Genomic DNA, 13214 nt, shown 5'->3' on the forward strand with positions numbered 1-13214 from the left:
CTCGCGCCCGGTTCTTCAGGGGCGCGGGCACCCCACCCGCCTCACCGCTATCCGCAACAGCCTCCGCCGCAGCATCCCCCGCCCCCGGCCGGCTTCGGCGTGGCCGCCGTACCTCCCACCGCCACTGTCGACAGGAGCTTCACCGTGTCTCCATGCCCGGCGGGGCAGTCGGCCGGGGCCGAGGACTCGGCCATGGGCCGGGCCAACTCGAACGTGTCGCCGCAGGTCCGGCAGCGGTATTCGTAACGAGGCATGGCAGAAGGCTAACGGATGGGGTGCGAGCACCCGTGTGACGAAGTCGCCCCCTCCGGTTTCCGCCGTACGCAGTGATTGCGTTCATTTCTGTCACTTTCTCGTGTGGAGAACTTGCGAAGAGCACTGGTAATTTGAGTGGGCCGCGAGGTTGGGGGGACGTGGGGGCTTCACAGCCGTGACCAGGTGAACACAAGCCCCCCGTACGTTCTGTGCGTTCCTCCGCGCGGCAGCCACGAATGCGGAGGGAGACGCTGTCGTGACCAGGCGGGGGGAGGGGGAGCAGCCCCGAAGGCCGGACGAGACCATGCAGTTGAAGGTCCCAGCCTCCTTCCGGGCGGACGAGACCATGCAACTGCGGGTCGGGGATCTGGAGATACCCGAGGCCGGAGCGTCCCCCGACGGGTCCAGCAGGCTGGCCCGCAAGAAGGAACTCCGGCCGTCCCCGCTGCGCCGCCTCGCCGGCGCCGCCGCCCCCTACGCCCGCCGGCTGCGCCCCGCCTACCCGCGCCCCGACCGCGACGGCTGGCGCCGCTGGATGCCCTCCTGGCGCCAGTGGGCCGGCGCCGCCCTCGCCGGCACCGGCGCGAGCGTCGTCTTCCTCGGCATCGCCTACGCGGCCACCGACATACCCGACCTCAACTCGTACGCCAAGCAGCAGGACAACGTCTTCTTCTGGGCCAGCGGCGCCCCGATGGCCCGCACCGGCTGGGTCCAGCGCCAGGACATGCCGCTCAAGGACGTCCCGGAGGACGTCCGGTACGCGGTCATCGCCGCCGAGAACGCCAGCTTCTACAGCGACCCCGGCATCTCCCTCAAGGGCATCAGCCGCGCCCTCCTGCGCACCGTCGGCTCGGGTGATACCCAGGGCGGATCGACCATCACCCAGCAGTATGTGAAGAACGTCTACCTGAACCAGGACCAGACGATCGGCCGCAAGTTCACCGAGGCGATGATCGCGCTCAAGCTGGACAACCAGATGAGCAAGGACGACATCCTCCAGGGCTACCTCAACACCAGCTGGTTCGGCCGGGGCACGTACGGCATCCAGCGCGCGGCCCAGGCGTACTACGGCAAGGACGTCGGCGAACTCAACGCCAGCGAGGGCGCGATGCTCGCCGCCCTCCTCAAGGGCGCGGGCCTGTACGACCCGACGCTGAGCGCCGCCAACCACAAGCGCTCCGAGGAGCGCTGGAAGTGGATCCTCGACCGGATGGTCGACATCGGGAAACTCTCCAAGGAAGAGCGCGCGACCTACACGGAGTTCCCCGAGCCCCTCAAGCGCAACCCGCTCTATGACACGGGTCAACAGACCGACTACCTCGTCGAGTTGGCGACCAGCTATGTGAAGAAGGCCGCGAACATCTCCGACAAGGACTTCGACCTCGGCGGCTACCAGATCTACACGACCTTCGACAAGAACCGCGAGACCCAGCTCACCGCCGAGGTGACCAAGGCCCGCAAGCAGGCCCAGAAGGACGACCCGAAGAACGCGAAGGCCGCCCACTACGGCGCCGCCTCGGTCGGCGCCGACGGACGGATCATCGCCGTCTACGGCGGCCCCGACCACCGTACGCAGGGCTACAACGAGTCCAACGCCACGACGGTGCCCGCCGGTTCGGCGTTCCAGCCGTTCGTCTACGCCGCGGGGCTCGAACACGGCGTCCGCAGGACCCGCGAGGGCCCCGTCGAACAGGTCACCCCGCTGTCCCTGTACGACGGGAACAACGGCGCGCTGGTCAGGACGCCCGAGGGGCCGTACTGGGACCGCAGCGGCAAGCCGGTCGCGGCGAAGAACGCCGGCGGGAAGTCGTACGGCATGATCAGCCTGCGCCGGGCCCTCGCGCTCGGTGTCGACGGGCCGTTCATGCAGCTCGGCATGGACACCGGGCTCGACAAGGTCCGCAAGACCGCCGAGGACTCGGGCCTGTTGTCGTCCAGCATCGGCGCGATGGTGCCCGCCCTGTCCGCGGGCAGCTCCACGCCGAGCGCGATCCGCATGGCGAGCGGCTACTCCACGTTCGCCGCCGGCGGCGTCCACACCGAGCCGTACTCGGTGCGCAAACTCACCCGCAACGGCGCCCGGGTGGACCTCGCGATCCCCGGGAAGCAGCGGGCGATGAGCGAGGAGGTGGCCGGCCAGGTGACCGACGCGCTGACCGAGTCGCTGCGCACCGCCCACCCCTCGGCGAGCGGCGCCGGGAAGTCCGGGACGACGGAGAAGGACACCGCGTCCTGGTTCGTCGGCACGGCCGAGAAGGTCTCCACGGCCGTCGTCGTCTACCGCATCGACCTGACCAAGAGCCTCGAACCCCTGCCGCTGGAAGGCATCGCCGGGAGCGCCGGCGACAGCGTTCCGTACCGCATCTGGTCGCGGGCCACCAGTCCGACGGACTGACCGCCGTACCGCCCCCGTCCCCCAGCAGAATGAGCAGCCGCACATGAAGCAACCGTCGGGCCGCCGCCGCAAGGCACCTGAACCCCGCCCCAAGTCCCCGGCCACCAACCGGCGTTCGGGGTTCCTCTCGCTGGCCGCCGTGCTCGTGGTCAGCTCGCTCGTCGGCGGATACCTGGTGCTCTCGCGCACCGACCGGACCACTCCGACGGCCGCCGAGGGGCCCCAGGGGCAGCAGACGGTCAAGGAGACGGAGGAGCCGTGGGACGGGAAGACCAAGGTGCTCGGGGACGGCTCGACGTCGTACACCGGCCCGCAGACAGGGCAGTTGAAGCCTCAGAAGCTCAAGCCCGGTGAGAAACCGCCCCAGTTCGTCGTCTTCTCCTGGGACGGCGCGCTCCAGGGCGACGACCAGCTCTTCTCGCACTACCGGAGCCTGGCACAGGAGTACAACGCGCACATGACGTTCTTCCTGACCGGCATCTACCTGCTGCCGAAGGACAAGAAGAACCTCTACCAGCCCCCGCAGCACCCCCGGGGCTCCGCCGCGATCAGCTACGCGACCGACGACCACATCCGCACCACCCTCGAACAGCTCGGCCGGGCCTGGGAGGAGGGCAACGAGATCGGCACCCACTTCAACGGGCACTTCTGCGAGGCCAAGGGCGGCAAGGACTGGAGCGTCGCCGAGTGGAAGAGCGAGATCGACCAGTTCTACGAGTTCGCGGAGAAGTGGAAGACCAACACCGGCTTCAAGGAGATGGATCCGCTGCCCTTCGACTTCCGCAAGGAGGTCACCGGCGGCCGGGCACCCTGCCTCGAAGGCCAGCCCAACCTGCTGAAGGCGGCGAAGGACTACGGCTGGCGCTACGACGCCAGCTCGCCCGGCAAGTTCCAGGTCTGGCCCGACAAGAAGGACGGCATCTGGGACTTCCCGCTCCAGATGCTCCCCTACGAGGGCGGCAAGTACCAGGGCCTGTCGATGGACTTCAACTTCCTCTACAACCAGTCCGACGGCCAGGTGAACGGCGACCCCGCCAAGTACCCGCAGTGGCAGCAGGAGACCCTCGACGCCTACATGGCGGGCTTCAACCGGGTCTACTACGGCAGCCGCGCGCCGATGTTCATCGGCAACCACTTCGAGGACTGGAACGGCGGCATCTACATGAAGGCCGTCGACCAGGCGATCAAGAACATGTGCACCAAGAAGGACGTGAAGTGCGTGTCCTTCAAGGAGTTGGCGGACTGGATGGACGCCCAGGACCCGGAGACCCTCGACCGGCTCCGAACCCTTGATCCTGCCCAGAGCCCGGACTGGTCAACCGTCGTCCAGTGACGGTCTCATAACAGCTTGCCGCAGCGAAGGTAACCCCCTTCACAACAGCCACACATGGCATGCAAGGATTCCGCTACCCGGCATCCCTCCCCCGCCGGGCCAGAGGGGAACTATCAGTGAAGTCAAGGAAATTGAGCCGCTCGCGGCGCCGCGTCACGATACTCACGGCGACCGCCGCGTCGGTCGCCGCGGGCGTCGCGCTGCTGCCGAACTGGTCGGCGGGAGCCGCCACCCCGAGCGACCCCACGGTGGACGCCAAGACCCGGGCGACCTTCCAGAAGCTCGCCGACGCGGTCTTCACCGACCGCACCGACGCGCTCGTCGACGGCAACCGCAGGAAGCCCACGGCCAAGGGCTTCTCCGGGCGCGTCAAGATGTCCTCGAAGCAGAACAGCACCGAGAGCAGCACCCTCAACTCCCTGACCCAGCGCAAGAACACGCTGGCGAAGCTCGGTGAGAAGTACAGCAAGGGCGCCACCAGCGTCAGCCTCGACACCGTCAAGGTCACCGGCCGCACCGCCAAGGCCCAGGTCACCGAGACCACGGTCCTCACCTACGAGAAGACCAGCGCCAAGGAGCCGAACACCACCGGCTTCCAGGCCCACCACGAGCTGACCTTCAAGGCCGACCACAGCGGCAACTGGCAGCTCTCCGGCGTCCGTTCGACCGACCAGGGCGGCACCACCGTCAACCAGGTCGCCGCGCCCGCCGTCGCCACCGTCAAGCCGGCCGCCGCCGCGACCGACACCCCGGCCGCCCCGCGCGCCGCGACCACTCGCAACCCCGTCGCCGTCCCGAAGACCCTCACCGGCGGGACGTACGACTACAAGGCGATGGCTGCCTACGCCGAGAAGTACTGGAGCAATTACAACCCCGACTACCCGAACTTCAACGGGCAGGGCGCGGGCGGTGACTGCACCAACTTCGTCAGCCAGTCCCTGAAGGCGGGCGGCTGGAAGCACGCGCCGGGCTACGTGTACGACTACACGAAGTGGTTCGGCAACAACGAGATCCAGTCGTACTCCTTCGTCGGCGTCAACGAGTGGTCCTGGTTCACCCAGAACGCCAAGCGCTCGACGCCGCTCGCGAACGTCTACCAGATGCAGGTCGGCGACGTCCTCCAGGTCGACTTCGACCGGGACGGCTCCAAGGACCACACGATGATCGTGTCCTACGTCGCGAACGGTATGCCCTACCTGACCTACCACTCCTCGAACACCTACCGGCGTTCGCTCTCCAGCGTCCTCGCGTCGTACCCGAACTCGTACTACTACGCGTACCGCACCTGATCTCCCTCTCAGGTACGACGGGGCCCGTCACCCTCCGGGGCGACGGGCCCTGCGCGTTCAGCGCGCCGTCGGGTTCAGTGCGCCGTGCCCCGCTCCTCGCGGATCTGCGACACCACCCGCGCCACCGACTGCCGCACCGCCTCCGTCTCCGTCAGGAAGTGCCAGTAGTCGGGGTGCCGGCCCTCCAGACCCGCGACCGCCCGGTCCAGACGGGCCACCGACTCGTCCAGCGGGCGCGCGTGCCGGGGGTCCGGGGTGGTGCGGCCGGTCATCGCCAGGCGCTGCGCGTCACGGATCGCGAAACGCGTCCGGTCGATCTCCTGCTGCGGGTCCTTCTGGACCGCGTTCAGCCTGGTCAGCCGGTCACCGGCGGCCGACACCGACTCGTCCGTCGCGTTCAGCAGCGCCCGCACCGTCGACAGCAGGGACGTCGCGTCCGGCCAGCGCTGCTCCTCCCGCGCCGAGCGCGCCTCCCGCAGCTTCGCCTCCGCCTGCCGGACGTTCTCCGCGGCCTGCTCCGGCACCCGCTGGAGGTCCTGCCAGCAGGCCGCAGCGAACCGGCGCCGCAACTCGCTGAGGATCGGGTCCACTTGGTCCGCGCGGGTCGTCAGCGCCTGCGCGCGGGTGCGCAGCGACACCAGACGGTGATCGATCTCGGCGGCCTTCTCCGGCAGCCGCTCCGCCTCCGTACGGATCGTCTCCGCCTCCCGCGCGACCCGCTCCGCGCGCTCCAGCGTCTCCGCCACGCCGTGCTGACCCGCACCCTGGTTCAGCTTCGTCAACTCCGGCGCCAGAGAGGCGAGTCGGGCCGCGAGGTCGTCCGCCTTGAGGTCTGTCCGCCGGACCGCGTCCAGCGCGTTGGACGCGGCGAGGAGAGCCTGGCGGGCGCGCTCCACCGCCGGGGCGAGGCGCGCGAGCCGCGTCTCCGCCTTGCCGAGCAGCGGGCCCAGGCTGCCCGCGAAGCGGTCCAAGTCCTGCTTGGCCTTGGCCAGTTCGTCCTTCGCCCGGGTCAGCTGCGTGCGCGCCTGCGACGCCGCCGACGCCTCCAGGTCGTCCCGGTCGAGGTCGTGCGCGTCGACGGCGGTGATGTACTGCTGGCTCACCTCGTCGATCCGGCGGCCGATCTCCTCGAACGCGCCGACGGCCCGGCGCGCCGCCGGGGAGTCGTCCACCGCCGTGATCGTCTCGATCGAGATCCGCAAGTCCCGCTGCGCCGTGTCCAGTTCGTAGAACGCCGCAGCCGCCGCGTCCTTCGCCGCCTGCGCCTCGACCCGCATCCCCTCCGACCGGCCGCCGAACCAGCGCCGGGTACCGCCGCCGGCGAACGCGGCGGGGAGGGCGAGAGCGGCGAGGACGGGGAGGGCGGCGACGAGGGTGAGGCTGTCGCGTAGTACCAGGGAGCTACGGGGTGTAAGGGCGCGCCGCGCGGGCCGGTCCGGTCGACTCTCGTGTGAAGGTGTCGCCGTCACGTCCCTCTCCCGCGCTGTCGTCCGTCCTGCCTGGCCCGGTTCCCATTCTCCCACCGGTCAAGGACGAACACACGGGGCGGTCGGTTCGCGCCGGACCCCGGCCCGTGTCTCAGCTCGCGGTGCGGATCGTCAGGTGGCCGTCCGAGACCCGGGCCGTGATCTCGTGCGCGCTGTCGTCGGCACGCGGCACCGACACCCTCGTGGCGCCGTCGTTCACCTTCGTCGACACCTTGTACGTCCCCTCCGGCACCTCGATCGTGACGTTCCCGTCGTTGGCCTTCGCCTCGATCCGGTCCGGTACGACGGACAGGTTCAGCTGGACCGAGCCGTCCCCGGAGCGCGTGGTGACCGTCCGCGAGGACACGTCCGCGCGCACCGAACCGTCGTTCGTGTCCAGGTCCAGCGGGCCCGAGGTGTCGGTGATCCGTACGGAGCCGTCGCCCGCCTTGACGCTCAGCGCGTCCCGCACACCGCTCACCTTCACGCCGCCGTCGCTGGAGACGACCTTCACCGCGACGCCCCGGGGGATCTCGACCCGGTGCCGCGAGGAGCAGTCCGCGACGAGGCCGCTGCACTTCATCCGCAGCTTCAGCTTGCCGTCGTCCGACATCGACCAGGTCAGCTTCGGGTCCTTGCCGACCGTCACGGAACCGTCGAACCAGCGCGTCACCTCCACCCGGCCCGCCTTGTTCCCCTCCGCCGCGACGATCTCCAGCGCCGTGTCCCCGGAGTCGATCGTCAGCGTCGACCCCTTCAGGTCGAACGCCCGCGACTCCGGCTCGGTGTCCTCCGAGGCGTCCGAGCAGGCCGTGGCGAACACGGCGACGAGGACCGCACCGCTGAGTACGAGACGGGTAGTACCTGAGGTGCGGGCCATGGCGAAGTCCCCCTGAGACGAGCCGGATCGGTACTACGACGCTAGGCCCGCAGGCCGCCGCCATCGATCCGGCTCCCTCCCTCATCCAGGGTGGGGATAACCCCCGGGGGACCCCCTAGGGGGATACGCGTTTGCAGACCAGCACCCCCGGCAAGGTACGCTGTCGACTCGTCCTGAGTGCGTCAGCCTCGGGGAACGGGTGCGTAGCTCAGGGGTAGAGCGCCTGCCTTACAAGCAGGATGTCGGCGGTTCGAAACCGTCCGCGCCCACAGTGGTCAGAGGCCCCTTGCATGATCAGCAAGGGGCCTCTGTAGATCATTCGGGGGATATTCGGGAGACGGCGCATCTCCGGGGTGATGTGCTCGTACGCGCCCTCGATGTCCTTCGGCCCCCAACCCATCGTGGGCGGCGTACAGATCGGCTTCACCGAAGTGCTCCGGCCGCCGCCCGCGCCTCGCGCTCGGTGTAGAGGTCGAAGCCGGCGGAACTCCTGGAACGTCTCGCGGTGGTCGCGGCCTTGGGCGATGACGGCGCCGAACGTGGCGTGGAAGGTGTGGTGGGGGGTCCTGCTGCGGCACGCACTGAGGGACCCCGCGTCGGGATGCTCAGGTATGACATACCGGGTACCCCCACGGGGGATGCGCGGCAGCCCCCTAGGATGACCCACGTGACCCGAGTCGAGCCGTGTGCCGTGCGGTCGCCCCTGCGGGGGTGGCCGGCGTTGGCGTGTGTGCTCGGGGTGCTCGTGGGGCTGCTCGCCATGCATGGGCTGGCGCCCGGTGGGCTGCACGCGGTGGGGCATGAGCGGACGGGCGGGACGGCGGTTTCCGGCGCGGCTCCGGTGATGGCCGGGGGCGGGACGCATGTCGATGTGAGCGCCGGCGGGTGTGCCGGGGACGGGCACTGCGGTGGGCATGCCCGGCATGCCGATGCGACGTGCGCCGCGGCGAAGGTGATGGGGGCGCCCGTACTGGCGGGGCCCGTCGCCGATCCGGTCGCCGTCGTCGTACCCGGTGAGGCCGTTCGCTCCGTCGTCCGTGGTGATGCCGAGGCGGCTCGGGCCCCGCCCTCGCTCGCCGAGCTTCAACTCCTGCGGATCTAGAGGCGCCCGCACGCCATGCCGTACGCCGGTGTGGGGTGCCGCCGCGTCCGACAGACCTTCCGTACGCAGGAGTTCACACACATGCACAGCACCGTTCGCCGTATTCGGCCTGTCCGGGTCGCCGTCGTCGCGACCGCCGCGCTTCTTCTCGCCGGGTGCGGCGGGGACAGTGAGGGGCAGCGGGCAGGCGGGGCGACGTCGGCCTCGTCGTCCGCGTCGGCCTCGGCGCCCTCCGGGTCCGCCGGCGCCTCCGAGGGCGCGCACAACGCGCAGGACGTCTCCTTCGCGCAGGGGATGATCCCGCATCACCGGCAGGCCGTCGAGATGGCCGCGCTGGCCGCCGACCGGGCCTCGGCACCGCGGGTCAAGGCGCTCGCCGAGCGGATCAAGGGGGCTCAGGACCCGGAGATCAGGACCATGAGCGGGTGGCTCACGGCGTGGGGCGAGGCCGTACCCGAGCAGGGCGGCATGGACCACTCCGGGCACTCCGGGATGGCCGGGATGATGTCCGGCGCCGACATGACGGCGCTGGAGAAGGCGTCCGGCGCCGAGTTCGACACCCGGTTCACGCGGATGATGATCGAACACCACGAGGGCGCGGTCGAGATGGCCGGGACCGAGAAGGCGAAGGGGCGGTACGCGCCCGCGCTCGCCCTGGCCGACGCGATCATCACGGCGCAGAACGCCGAGATCGCGGAGATGAAGGGCTTCCTCGGCAAGAAGTGACCCTCAGGGTTCGGGTGGAGGCTCGTGCTTCAACCGCATACGGGCCTCCACCCGCTCCCCCGTCTCCACCTCCGCCCAGAACCGGTGCCCCGTCACGAACACCACCAGTTCGTGCTCCCGGCGGCGCAGCTTCTCCACCTCCGCCTGCTCGTCCTCGGTCCACCCCGGGGACGCCGGCCGCTCCACGGGCCGCCACCCCTCCGTGTCACTGAACCCGTCCAGGGGCGCGACCGACCAGGGCAGCCGCTTCAGCAGGGCCGACAGCTCGGCCCGGACCTGATGCAGCTCCTCCTGACCGGCGCGCAGGTCGCTCGGAAAGTCGTAGGTCTTAGCCACACCGGCAATGGTACGCCTGTTCGATTTTGCGAAGCGAGTTCCTCACGGGGTTCACGCGAACGAGGTAGTCGTACGCCTGTGCGATTTCCAGGCCACCCCCTACCCGTCCCCCGCAGGGGCTACGACGCCCCCAGCTCCCCCACCACCCGCTCCGCCACCGGCGCCGCGACCCCGTACCTCCCGGCCGCCCTCAGCAACGCCCCGCCGATCGCGTCGAGTTCGAGCGGCCGGCCGGACTCCGCGTCGCGCTGCATGGACGACTTCATGCCGGGCGGCAGAGCGTCGTAGCGGGCCAGGGTCCGGTCGGGGTCGGCGGGGGACCCGGCGGCCGTGCTGATCGCCGCGACCTCCGTGACGAGGGCGGTGAGTTCGTCGCGGTGGGCGGTGCGGAGGTCGCCGACGGGCAGGGCGTACCGCGTGGTGAGCAGCGCGAAGGGGGCCAGGAACGCGAGCTTCGCCCAGAGCGCCCGCGTCTCGCCGTCGAGGACCCGGGCCATCGGGCCCGCCGCGTTCAGGACGGCGGCCAGCGCCTCCAGACGGGCCGGGTCGACGGGGTCGCCGGACAGGTCGATCTCCGTGAACGGGCTCGTGTGCTCGATCACCCCGGGCGCCGTACGCGTGGACTCGACCCGGATCACCCCGGGCGCGACCAGCTCGGGACGGTGGTGCGCGCGGAGGACCTCGGGGTGTTCGACGCCGTTCAGGAACGGCACCAGGAGGGCGTCGCCGAGCACCTCGGCGGGGACGCGCGCCAGTGCGTCGTCCAGAGCCGTCTGCTTGACGGCGATCAGTACGGCGTCGGCGGGGGCCCTGAGCCGCGTGTCCGCCTCGACCTGGGCCGTGAAGGCGCCGAACTGCGCGCTGCGGACGCGGATGCCGTCCGTGCGCAGCGCCGTCGCGGTGTCCTCGCCCGCGAGGCAGATCACCCGGTGCCCGGCCTTCGCGAGCAGCGCGGCGAGCAGTCCGCCGACCCCGCCGGGGCCGAGGACGGCGACGGTGAGCCTGTCGTACGTCATGACGTGATTCCTTTCGCCGGTCGGCCCCGGGTCTCCGGTGGCCGCCACGAGGGTGATCATGCCCGTGCGCGGCGGTGCCTGCCAAGGGCCAGCGGGAATCGTCCCGGAGAGGGAGACTGGCCCCATGTGCCGCAGCATCAAGACCCTCCGCCCGCCGTCCCTCTCCCACGACGCCACCGGCGAGGACTTCCACGCCGCCGCCCTCCAGTACGTCCGCAAGGTCTCCGGCTTCCGCGCCCCGGCCGCGCACAACAAGGAGGTGTTCGACCGGGCGGTGGCGGCGATCGAGGCGGCCACGGCGGAGCTGATGGCGGGCCTTGAGGTGCGGGGGGCGCACCGGGAGGCGGAGCAGACCTCTTAGGGTTCGGCGGAGCAGACCTCTTGGAGTTCACCCGTGCTTTTCGACGTCACCCGTGGCGAACTCGTCGCCGCCTTCGGTGAGGACCGGCTCGCGACCCTGCCCACCACCGCCTTCCCGTCCGCCGCGGCGGACACCGAGGGCGCCCGGCTCCTGACGGCCGTCGGCGTCCCCACCGGGACGCTCCTGCCGCGCCCGCCCGACGAGGGCACGGGCCGGCTGCCCCTCGTCCGGGACGTCGTACCCGTCGGGGGTGCCGCGGGGGACTGGCCCGTCATCGGCTGGCTGCTCGCCGCGCACCTCGCCCTCGACCCCGGTTCCGGCACGGTGTACGCCGTCGACGCCGACGAGGCGACCGTACGGGCCCTCCACACGGACGTCTCCTCCCTGGTCCATGTCACTCTCAGGGTGGAGCGCCTGCTGGGGGAGTTCACGTTCGGCGACGACGAGGAGGCCGGTTTCGAGCGCCTGGAGGACGAGGTCGGGCGTATCCGGGAGGAGACGAGCGGCGTGGACCCGCTGCCCTTCCAGGACGACGGGACCGTCTGGTCGGTGGTGGCCGACGAGATCGCCATGGGGCAGCGCTTCCGGGCCGGCAGCCCGGGAGGCCGCTCGCTCTACGGGTGACCGCGCGCCCCCGGACTCACCCGGCCTTCGGCGGCCTCATCAGATACGCAGCCCCCGACCCCGCCGCGAACAGCGCCACCACCGACACGCCCGTGGACAGCCAGCTCGCGCCCAGCCAGTGGGCGCCGTAGTAGCCGAGGGCCACGCTGTAGCCGGCCCAGGCGACGCCCGCGAGGACAGACCAGGGGAGGAAGTCGCGGACGCGGCGGTGGGCGGCGCCGGAGAGGAAGGAGACGGCGGAGCGGCCGGCGGGGGCGAAGCGGGCGAGGATCATGAGGGGGCCGCCGCCGCGGGCGAGGGCCTCGCCGAGACGTTCCTGCGCCGTGGTGAGGCGGCGGGAGCGGGCGATGGCGCGGTCGAGGCGTGCGCCGCCGCGCCAGGCGAGGCGGTAGGCGACGAGGTCGCCGAGGACGGACGCGGTCGTCGCGGAGAGCATCAGGAAGAGGATGTCGGGCACGTGCTCGGGTACTTGTCCGGCGACCGCGGCGCCGGAGCCCGCGGCAGCCGCGGTCGCCGCCGTGATGACGAGGACGCCGCTCGGCAGCACCGGCAGGAAGACGTCGAACAGCACGGACAGGGCGACCACCGCATAGATCCATGGACCGCCGGTCAGCGACCCCAGACTCTCCAACACCACGACTCCCGTGACTCCCCCGATGACAGCCATACAGCGTACGCCCAAGGAGTGACAGAAGATCCAAGGGGGGTACGTACGACGCGCGCGGAATGTTCACTCGAACGGCACGTTTCGAGCGGCGCTCAAGTCCCGGGTCCCTTAACAACGGAACAAGGGGGTAGCGATCGCGCCGGACCGAGACAAACGACCGAAACTTCGGAAATGGTGAGCATCCATGCTGGCAGCCATCTGCGCGGGCGCCGTCGCCGCGGCCCTCACGGCAGCGCCCGGTACGGCCCGTGACGTGGTCCTGCGGGCCGACGCCCGCTTCGCCCCGCCGACCGCCTTCGTCCCGTCGGACGCCGTCACGTACGACCAGGACCTCGTCCCCGCGGGCGCGTCGATCGAGGTCGTCCAGCGGACCACGTACGGCGGCGCCACCGTCGTGACCCTCCGGGTGAGTGGTCTCCCCTCCGGTCGCGCGTTCGGCGCGCATGTGCACCAGAAGGCGTGCGGGGCCGATCCGGTGGCGTCCGGCGGGCACTACCAGCACGTGCCGGGGACGGGCCCGGAGTACGTCAACGAGGACAACGAGGTGTGGCTGGACTTCACCACCGGAAAGGAGGGCTCCGGCGTGGGTGTCGCCACGCACACCTGGACCTTCCGGCAGGGCGAGGCGGCGTCCGTGGTGATCCACGACGAGCCCGGGACGAAGGGGGCGCGCGTCGGCTGCTTCACGGTCCCATTCGGCTGGACCGACGCGAGCTGAGCACGAGGGGGTGCGCCTACCGCCCACCGCCTGTCGCTTACCCCGA

14 protein-coding genes and 1 tRNA gene are annotated in these 13214 nt (G+C 70.8%); 9 read left to right on the plus strand and 6 right to left on the minus strand.

All coding sequences use genetic code 11. From position 1 onward, the window contains the following. Nucleotides 1-47: 47 nt before the first annotated feature. Entirely contained in the window at nucleotides 48-254 is a 207-nt protein-coding gene (locus PV682_RS23385) for an FmdB family zinc ribbon protein (protein ID WP_319732916.1), read from the minus strand. A 257-nt stretch (nucleotides 255-511) separates the two neighbouring features. Between PV682_RS23385 and PV682_RS23390 the strand changes: the two genes are divergently transcribed. The 3 genes from PV682_RS23390 to PV682_RS23400 all read left to right on the plus strand — a co-directional run bounded on the left by PV682_RS23390 (nucleotide 512) and on the right by PV682_RS23400 (nucleotide 5272). Continuing rightward, on the plus strand, nucleotides 512-2650 hold the full coding sequence (locus PV682_RS23390; protein WP_407705725.1) for a transglycosylase domain-containing protein: 2139 nt from the start codon (nucleotides 512-514) through the stop codon (nucleotides 2648-2650). Between the two features lie 43 nt (nucleotides 2651-2693). After that, nucleotides 2694-3983, plus strand: a complete 1290-nt coding sequence (locus PV682_RS23395; RefSeq protein WP_319732918.1) for a polysaccharide deacetylase family protein — start codon at nucleotides 2694-2696, stop codon at nucleotides 3981-3983. 131 nt (nucleotides 3984-4114) lie between these two features. After that, nucleotides 4115-5272, plus strand: a complete 1158-nt coding sequence (locus PV682_RS23400) for an amidase domain-containing protein (protein ID WP_319732920.1) — start codon at nucleotides 4115-4117, stop codon at nucleotides 5270-5272. Between the two features lie 74 nt (nucleotides 5273-5346). Here PV682_RS23400 and PV682_RS23405 read toward each other — a convergent pair whose 3' ends face one another. Then, entirely contained in the window at nucleotides 5347-6741 is a 1395-nt protein-coding gene (locus PV682_RS23405) for a hypothetical protein (protein ID WP_407705726.1), read from the minus strand. 109 nt (nucleotides 6742-6850) lie between these two features. After that, a complete protein-coding gene (locus tag PV682_RS23410; RefSeq protein WP_319732922.1) occupies nucleotides 6851-7618 on the minus strand; it encodes a DUF4097 family beta strand repeat-containing protein in 768 nt (255 codons plus the stop codon). Between the two features lie 197 nt (nucleotides 7619-7815). Between PV682_RS23410 and PV682_RS23415 the strand changes: the two genes are divergently transcribed. The 3 genes from PV682_RS23415 to PV682_RS23425 all read left to right on the plus strand — a co-directional run bounded on the left by PV682_RS23415 (nucleotide 7816) and on the right by PV682_RS23425 (nucleotide 9446). After that, nucleotides 7816-7887, plus strand: a tRNA-Val gene (locus PV682_RS23415). Between the two features lie 398 nt (nucleotides 7888-8285). After that, nucleotides 8286-8720 (plus strand): DUF6153 family protein, encoded by a 435-nt coding sequence (locus PV682_RS23420; RefSeq protein ID WP_319732924.1) that lies wholly within the window; start codon nucleotides 8286-8288, stop codon nucleotides 8718-8720. A gap of 81 nt (nucleotides 8721-8801) precedes the next feature. After that, complete coding sequence (locus PV682_RS23425) at nucleotides 8802-9446, plus strand: DUF305 domain-containing protein (RefSeq protein WP_319732926.1); 645 nt, start codon at nucleotides 8802-8804, stop codon at nucleotides 9444-9446. Between the two features lie 3 nt (nucleotides 9447-9449). On the opposite strand, the gene PV682_RS23430 is transcribed toward PV682_RS23425, so the two are convergent. Beyond that, complete coding sequence (locus PV682_RS23430) at nucleotides 9450-9782, minus strand: hypothetical protein (RefSeq protein ID WP_319732928.1); 333 nt, start codon at nucleotides 9780-9782, stop codon at nucleotides 9450-9452. A gap of 119 nt (nucleotides 9783-9901) precedes the next feature. Beyond that, nucleotides 9902-10798 carry a ketopantoate reductase family protein gene (locus PV682_RS23435; RefSeq protein ID WP_319732930.1) on the minus strand — a complete coding sequence of 299 codons (897 nt, stop codon included), beginning with the start codon at nucleotides 10796-10798 and terminating at the stop codon, nucleotides 9902-9904. A 124-nt stretch (nucleotides 10799-10922) separates the two neighbouring features. Between PV682_RS23435 and PV682_RS23440 the strand changes: the two genes are divergently transcribed. Further along, a complete protein-coding gene (locus PV682_RS23440) occupies nucleotides 10923-11159 on the plus strand; it encodes a DUF2277 domain-containing protein (RefSeq protein WP_319732933.1) in 237 nt (78 codons plus the stop codon). Nucleotides 11160-11192: 33 nt separating this feature from the next. Further along, nucleotides 11193-11783, plus strand: a complete 591-nt coding sequence (locus tag PV682_RS23445; RefSeq protein ID WP_319732935.1) for an SUKH-4 family immunity protein — start codon at nucleotides 11193-11195, stop codon at nucleotides 11781-11783. 16 nt (nucleotides 11784-11799) lie between these two features. Here the strand turns inward: PV682_RS23445 and PV682_RS23450 are convergent, their stop codons facing one another. Continuing rightward, nucleotides 11800-12417: a DedA family protein gene (locus tag PV682_RS23450; protein WP_319733122.1), complete on the minus strand. Its 618-nt coding sequence runs from the start codon at nucleotides 12415-12417 to the stop codon at nucleotides 11800-11802. Between the two features lie 217 nt (nucleotides 12418-12634). Here PV682_RS23450 and PV682_RS23455 point away from each other — a divergent pair, with 217 nt between their 5' ends. Beyond that, complete coding sequence (locus PV682_RS23455) at nucleotides 12635-13168, plus strand: superoxide dismutase family protein (RefSeq protein WP_319732937.1); 534 nt, start codon at nucleotides 12635-12637, stop codon at nucleotides 13166-13168. Nucleotides 13169-13214: the final 46 nt, after the last annotated feature.

This window comes from Streptomyces niveiscabiei, assembly GCF_033794345.1.
GTDB classification, from domain to species: domain Bacteria; phylum Actinomycetota; class Actinomycetes; order Streptomycetales; family Streptomycetaceae; genus Streptomyces; species Streptomyces niveiscabiei.

Bases quoted from the DNA above. Each gene is read 5' to 3' on its own strand.
- PV682_RS23385 (WP_319732916.1), bottom strand. From the start codon at position 254: ATGCCTCGTTACGAATACCGCTGCCGGACCTGCGGCGACACGTTCGAG.
- PV682_RS23395 (WP_319732918.1), top strand. From the start codon at position 2,694: ATGAAGCAACCGTCGGGCCGCCGCCGCAAGGCACCTGAACCCCGCCCC.
- PV682_RS23410 (WP_319732922.1), bottom strand. From the start codon at position 7,618: ATGGCCCGCACCTCAGGTACTACCCGTCTCGTACTCAGCGGTGCGGTC.
- PV682_RS23425 (WP_319732926.1), top strand. From the start codon at position 8,802: ATGCACAGCACCGTTCGCCGTATTCGGCCTGTCCGGGTCGCCGTCGTC.
- PV682_RS23435 (WP_319732930.1), bottom strand. From the start codon at position 10,798: ATGACGTACGACAGGCTCACCGTCGCCGTCCTCGGCCCCGGCGGGGTC.
- PV682_RS23440 (WP_319732933.1), top strand. From the start codon at position 10,923: ATGTGCCGCAGCATCAAGACCCTCCGCCCGCCGTCCCTCTCCCACGAC.
- PV682_RS23455 (WP_319732937.1), top strand. From the start codon at position 12,635: ATGCTGGCAGCCATCTGCGCGGGCGCCGTCGCCGCGGCCCTCACGGCA.